The 6,581-nt window shown below is 45.8% G+C and carries 2 protein-coding genes and 5 pseudogenes; 3 read left to right on the forward strand and 4 right to left on the reverse strand.

Annotated features, from left to right (window positions below; genetic code table 11):
* Positions 1–59: 59 nt before the first annotated feature.
* Positions 60–587: pseudogene (locus VTH8203_RS21930) on the reverse strand (tyrosine-type recombinase/integrase); the annotation flags it as partial.
* Between VTH8203_RS21930 and VTH8203_RS25215 the strand changes: the two are divergent.
* Positions 580–777: pseudogene (locus VTH8203_RS25215) on the forward strand (IS3 family transposase); the annotation flags it as partial. The pseudogenes VTH8203_RS21930 and VTH8203_RS25215 sit on opposite strands and share 8 nt — an antisense overlap.
* A 155-nt stretch (positions 778–932) precedes the next feature.
* On the opposite strand, the gene VTH8203_RS21940 reads toward VTH8203_RS25215, so the two are convergent.
* Complete coding sequence (locus VTH8203_RS21940) at positions 933–2,972, reverse strand: alkyl/aryl-sulfatase (RefSeq protein WP_096995581.1); 2,040 nt, start codon at positions 2,970–2,972, stop codon at positions 933–935.
* Positions 2,973–3,094: 122 nt separating this feature from the next.
* On the opposite strand from VTH8203_RS21940, the gene VTH8203_RS21945 reads away from it, so the two are divergent.
* A complete protein-coding gene (locus VTH8203_RS21945) occupies positions 3,095–3,994 on the forward strand; it encodes a LysR family transcriptional regulator (RefSeq protein ID WP_096995582.1) in 900 nt (299 codons plus the stop codon).
* Between the two features lie 41 nt (positions 3,995–4,035).
* Positions 4,036–5,064 (forward strand): annotated as a pseudogene (locus tag VTH8203_RS21950) (IS630 family transposase).
* Between the two features lie 494 nt (positions 5,065–5,558).
* On the opposite strand, the pseudogene VTH8203_RS21955 reads toward VTH8203_RS21950, so the two are convergent.
* Positions 5,559–6,153: pseudogene (locus VTH8203_RS21955) on the reverse strand (transposase zinc-binding domain-containing protein).
* Positions 6,150–6,581 (reverse strand): annotated as a pseudogene (locus tag VTH8203_RS25220) (tyrosine-type recombinase/integrase); the annotation flags it as partial. The pseudogenes VTH8203_RS25220 and VTH8203_RS21955, both read right to left, overlap by 4 nt.

Genomic DNA, 6,581 nt, shown 5'->3' on the forward strand with positions numbered 1-6,581 from the left:
ATTGGCATACTGATGTTCGAGCGCTTTTTTATGCGTGCGCAACAGTTCAATGAAAGTACTCATGCTGCCTCCCACGTAATGCTCAATGCATCGGTCAGTTGATTGATGGCGAGTGCGGCGTCGCGATGTTTTTGCTGGGTCATGCGGGTGTATCGCGCCGTGGTGTTGAGACTGGCATGGCCAAGCAATATTTGCAGAGAGCGCAGGTCAAGCCCTTGCTCTAATAGATGAGTCGCAAAGCAATGGCGCAGTGAGTGAGGTGATATAGGTTTATTGATACTACTGTCTTTGAGTACTTGCCTCATCGCTTTTTGTACGCCGCCTCTGTCCATGGTTTTATTGGTCATGATTTCCCGAGCAGGGAAAAGCAGCTTAGGGTGCCGGTGAGTGAGCTAATAAGCACGCAAGGCATTCAGGGTGCGTTGGGGAAGAGGCACGAGGCGGTCTTTGCCCCCCTTTCCATTGCGGACATGTATTTGCATGGTGTGGGCATCAATATCTTGGACAGTGAGATTGAGTCCCTCACTGAGGCGAAGTCCCATGGAATATAAGGCAAGGAAGAAGACTTGGTAACGGCGTTGCTGGGTCACTGCTTGCGTTGAGAGCTTCTTCCATTCAATGAAAATTGAAGCGATCCAGTACGAGCCGATCATGACGTGAGACGAGATGCGCCAAACGCTCTTTGAATACATAGAGATTGATTATAATCGTACAAGAAGGCACAGTGCTCTTGGGTATCTAAGCCCTGTTAACTTTGAAAATCAAAAAGTCGCTTAATGGAGTGTCCAGTCTGACTGGAGCAGATCATGTCGGGATATCCTTATTTCCTATACCCCTATTAGATCAAAGGACCAGCGTGAAAGCGAGTCCTTTGTATACTTTGTCAGCAGTCTGAGCCACGCATCAAGCGGGGCTATACACATGAACTGCGATTACTTAATTAGCGGGACAATTTCGAAACCTAGCGCGAACTCATCCATAGTAGCAGCTAGAGCAGCGATGTTGTTAGCATCACCACGGATACCTGCAATACCATCTTCGACTAGCTTCTGTAGAGTAACTTCACCAACCAGTACACGAGTCAGGTCAGTCTTATGAATAATAAGCTGAGTATCAACTTGCTCTGGAAGGTCTAGGTTAAGCTCAGACACTGGCAAGTGAGAGAACGTTGCGTTAGACACTTCAATGTAGTGAGTCTCATCAATATCTGGGTGTACCAGAGACATGTTGAATGCTAAGCCCGCTTCTTCTGCTTTAGGACCATTAACGCGAACACCAACTAGGTCTAGGAAGTTAGTTGTTGGAGTGTTAGCAATTACGTCAGCAGATGCAATGTTAAGTGACTCAGTAACCTGGCTTGTACGCAGTTCAGCAGCACCTTGAAGGTACGTGTTACGCCATGCCATTGTCTCAGACTGGTAACCTTGCTGCTCATAGGTATCAGCTAGTGCAGCGCGGTATTCGATGTTAGTAGGGTTGTTCAACACCAAGTTGTTAAGTAGCTGTGCAGCTTCTTGGTATTCACCAGACTCAAAGTGATTCATACCCGCTTCAAATACCGCTTCTTCACCAAATGCATTAACGTATACAGCTGCTTGGTCAACAGAAGTTAATGGATTGATGTTAACTGGGTTCATGTCAAAGTAACCAAGGTACAGGTTCACAATTGCACGAGCGTTGTGGCTGTAAGAACCGTGGTAGCCGTTAGTGTGCCATGTATCCAACTGAGCTTGTGGGATGATCTTATCGATCTCACGGCCCACATCACCCACTGTTACACCGTGGTTAGCAAGGCGAACAGAGTTGTTGTGCAACCAACCATAGTTATCACGTTGCAGCTCCATGTAGTCTGCAATCTCGTTCGTGTCAGTACCTTCTTCGTTCCAAACTGGAGCCGAGTGAGCAGCGTGGATGTTATCCACTAGACCGCTGTCAACAAAACGCATCTTAAGCTCTGTTAGATACTTGTTCCAAGCTAGAGAGTCACGAGTCTTAGCACCACGGAATGTGTAGATGTTGTGTTGACCATCGTAAGTCAGTTCAGCCGTATTCAGTGAGTTGTAAGCTGGTACGTAGTTAACGATCTCTACTGGAGCCTCTGCGCCAGGCATGTTGATGAACAACATCTCAAGACCATCAATGACGTGAGTTTCTTCACGCTCAACAATATCAACGGTTGGCATTACCAGAGTAACACCAGATTTAACTGCGATACCCATGCCAAGAGCGTTGTCGACGATGCCTTTTGCATCTGTATTCAGAGACAGACCATATTGATACTGGCCACGACGAGACATAACGTTACCGTTCATTACGTTCTCGTCAGCCAGCTCTTTCATAAAGTCAGCTGGTGCGATGATAGGTGCGTCTTTTGCAAAGTCGCCAGACTCATAGATACCGCGAGATCCGCCGAAGTGGTCAACGTGAGTATGAGAATAAATCATACCAGTGATCTTATGTTCACCATTAATCGCTGGCAGGTGCATTTTTGCGAAATCCCAAGCTGCTGCAGAAGTCTCAGCAGATACCATTGGGTCGTGGATGATGTAACCGTTGTCAGAGCGGTAGATTGTCATGTTTGACAAGTCAGCACCACGGATTTGATAAACACCGTCAGTCACTTGGTATAGGCCGCCAGATGCGTAGTTCATCTGACCTTGACGCCAGATTGATGGGTTTACAGTGTCTGGTCGATCTGCACGAACGTCATCAACATTCATGTGATCAAAGCTGTTTTTAAGAATGCCTGCGTCGTGATCACCGAACTCAGCAATGAGGCCGCGAGTCGAGCGCTCGAATGCTGAAACATCGTGCCATGGCAGTGTTTTATCAAGTTTATTGTTAGCATCGATAGTGTGCTGAGTCGCAGGTTTACCTTGGTACGTATCAATGGAAGCGTAGTCGTTTGCTACAGCGCCAAAGGAAACAACAATGGCAAGTGATAGTACTGAAGGGGTAAAACGAGTTTTCATAGGGAACCTCTTTGGGATTCGTATTGGGTATGCGGTAAATTTAGTTGATTGACACATTGCAATACATGCATGAAAATATATTAAACACATCACACTCTGTTATGTTTCTAGGGGGGAAGAGAATGCTAGGAAAGTTTGATCTCAACTTACTGAAAGTATTTATCACTGTTTATCGGACTAAATCGATCACTCTTGCTGCTGAGGAGATGGGCCTTACTCAACCCGGAGTCAGTGGGCTGCTAAAGCGCCTTCAAGAGCAGGTTGGCAGCCAACTTTTTGTTCGTTCAGGCAGAGGTATCGCACCCACTCAACATGCACAAGAGTTGATTCGACATGTGGAACCCGCCTTAATCCAAATTAATAATGGTTTGGAAAGCTTGAGCGATTTTTCGATTGAGATGCCGAGAAAATTTGTTATCTACACTTCTGAGCCTGTAATGACCATGTTGTTACCAAAAATAGAGGCTGACAAAAGCTTAGGCAATATCTCAATAGAGTTGCAACCAACCTATATGAGAGAAGAAGATGTACTTCAGGGACTAAACCAGCAACAAGCAGATATGGCTATTGAAATCGCTAACTACTCGGCCAAATCCTTTTTTTCCGAAGAGTTATTTGAAGACAATATCTGTGTGATTGCCCGTAATGGGCACCCTCGAATAGACAAAGTTATTTCGCAAGAGCAATACTACCAAGAGCGGCATATAACATTAAAACTTCGGCGAGAAAACGCCTATATGGCAGACTATTTTACCAAAGAAAACCTATTCGAACGACATGTAGCGGCAGAGTGCACCTCTTTAGTGTCACAAATGTCGATGGTATCAAACAGTGATTGCATCGCAGTGATGACTAAAAGCCTTGCTGAACTGTTTGCTAAAAAGTTGAATATTCAGGTTATGCCAAGCCCATTTACCTCAATTCCAATTCAGTACCGCATCATAGCCCATAAGCGAGAGCAAAAAAGCGTTGCCAATATATGGTTAAGAGAGAGACTCCACTCCTATACCCGTGATCATTGAAGATGCTTGATTTTTATAAAATCAGGATCATGCTACGTACCATGAAAATAATACTGACTCCTCAGCAGAAACAGCAACTCGAAGATATGCACGATTCAACTTGTGATGGTCGAGTGCGTGACCGCCTCAAAGCAGTTTTACTTGCGTCTGAAGGTTGGAGTCAGACGATGATTTCTCAAGCTCTTCGTATTCACTAATCGACTGTAGCTCGTCATCTCAGTGATTATGTTCTCTCTGAAAAACTTAAGCCTGAAAATGGGGGGAGCCAGAGCCGACTTTCTGCTGAGCAAACCGTGCAGCTTATCGAACATCTGGATGAGAAAACGTACTTTCGCACCCATCAAATTGTCGCTTATGTACAAGCTGAATTTGGCATTTGCTATACCGTTGCTGGTATGAACAAGTGGCTACGTCATCACGGTTTTTCATATAAGAAGCCGAAAGGTGTGCCGCATAAGTTTAATCCAGAAATGCAGCAAGCCTTTATCGAACATTACAACGAGACGCTAAAAAGCAGCGAAGACTCTGTTTTGTTCATGGATGCCGTTCATCCTACGCAGTCAACAAAGCTCAGTTATGGTTGGATACGAAAAGGCCAAGACAAAGTAATTGAGAAAACGGGCAATCGAACTCGTCTCAATATTATCGGTGCGTTACCACTTCAAGATATTGGCGCAACGGTGACAGGCTCATATGACACGATAAACAGCGAGAGCATCGTTCGCTTCTTCTGGAAGCTCAAAAAGGAGCATTACCCGTTGGAGCAAAATGTTCACCTAGTACTTGATGGTGCCGCTTATCATCAGTCAGAGCTGGTTAAAAAAGCGGCAAAGGTGCTCAATGTCGAGCTTCATTACTTACCGCCTTACAGTCCAAATTTAAATCCAATTGAGCGGCTTTGGAAGGTAATGAATGAGCATGTAAGGAATAATATGTACTTCCCTTCCAAGCTCGAATTTACTTCAGCCATAAAGGAGTTTTTCGATGTAACGCTACCAAACGTTGCAGGCACACTCGTGTCTAGAATTACAGATAATTTTCAGGTGTTGAAACCTGCATCTTCAAGTTGAACAGGTATACATTGAGAACGAGTCGGGTATCTATACAAAACAGGGAAAAGCTGATGGTTACTACTTTTTAAGATACCACTACGGCGACGAAGTCTATCACTATGAGTACTATGCTCAAGAAAGAGGTGATCCAGTCTGGTATGGAATGGATTGCGAAAAATCACATGAAAGGGCAGTAGCGGTTGTTCTAAATCGCTGTTTCTGGCTAAAACTAGAATATGACCACAAAAAATTCTAACAAATAAGGATTAAGCGTTGCGTAGCCAACGTTAAATCCCAAGTGTTGAACAAGCCCGAGCCTCTATATAAGTAAATTGTGCGATCTGCTCTAGAAGGGGGGCGGCCTTGATGCTTTTCTCAAGGCGAGCGCAGGTATTGCAAGGTGGAGAGTTCCGCCTTATCAATGGGTTAACTGGCTAATGTTGGTTCTTAGCGGCTGTTTTTCCTTATCTTGTTGATGACGGCCATTATCCTTATTATTGGATGCCTTTCGGCTATCTCGGTCGAGTGAACCCCACACAGGCCATCTCATGTTGACAGCAAGGACAGCAGCGTGTGGCTTTGCTCTTTGTGACGGGTTCAAGGTTTGGCAACGAGTAAAACAGTCCAAGTAGTAACAGTTGTATACGGCCAAGTGTTTGCCGAGCTTGCCCTCGCAAGAAGCCATAATCACGCACTCGTTGCAGCCCTTTAGGCAGGACGTGTTGCAAGATGAGCAGTAAGAACTTGAGCGTTGGCAGTGTTCGCTGTTTCCATTGCTGAGTTTGACTCTCTTTGTACCTGAACGTCACAGACTCTTGTTTTATCTGGATGATGTCGCGGTCGGGTAACAGCTTTTGTTTTTGACGGTTTAACCAGTCCGAAGTGGTGCGGTGTTGGCACTGGGGGCAGTGCCGATGTCCGCATGAGAGTGGCAGTCGGTCATTGTGGTGGCAATGGGCACAATACCATTGCGACCGACCTTGTTGCTCTGTTTTACACCGTAACATCGCTTGGATAGCCGAGCGCATATCTGGGTTGAGTTGAATTGGCATACTGATGTTCGAGCGCTTTTTTATGCGTGCGCAACAGTTCAATGAAAGTACTCATGCTGCCTCCCACGTAATGCTCAATGCATCGGTCAGTTGATTGATGGCGAGTGCGGCGTCTTTTTGTTTACTCTTGGTCATACGGGTATAGCGAGCGGTGGTGTTGAGGCTACCGTGTCCAAGCAATATTTGCAGAGAGCGCAGGTCAAGCCCTTGCTCTAATAGATGAGTCGCAAAGCAATGGCGCAGTGAGTGAGGTGATATAGGTTTATTGATACCACTGTCTTTGAGTACTTGCCTCATCGCTTTTTGTACGCCGCCTCTGTCCATGGTTTTATTGGTCATGATTTCCCGAGCAGGGAAAAGCAGCTTAGGGTGCCGGTGAGTGAGCTAATAAGCACGCAAGGCATTCAGGGTGCGTTGGGGAAGAGGCACGAGGCGGTCTTTGCCCCCCTTTCCATTGCGGACATGTATTTGCATGGTGTGGGC

The sequence above is a fragment of the Vibrio thalassae genome, assembly GCF_900089835.1.
Classification (GTDB): Bacteria; Pseudomonadota; Gammaproteobacteria; order Enterobacterales; family Vibrionaceae; genus Vibrio; species Vibrio thalassae.

Excerpts from the sequence above, each read along its gene's own strand:
- VTH8203_RS21945 (WP_096995582.1), top strand. The coding sequence starts at position 3,095 with ATGCTAGGAAAGTTTGATCTCAACTTACTGAAAGTATTTATCACTGTT.
- VTH8203_RS21940 (WP_096995581.1), bottom strand. The coding sequence starts at position 2,972 with ATGAAAACTCGTTTTACCCCTTCAGTACTATCACTTGCCATTGTTGTT.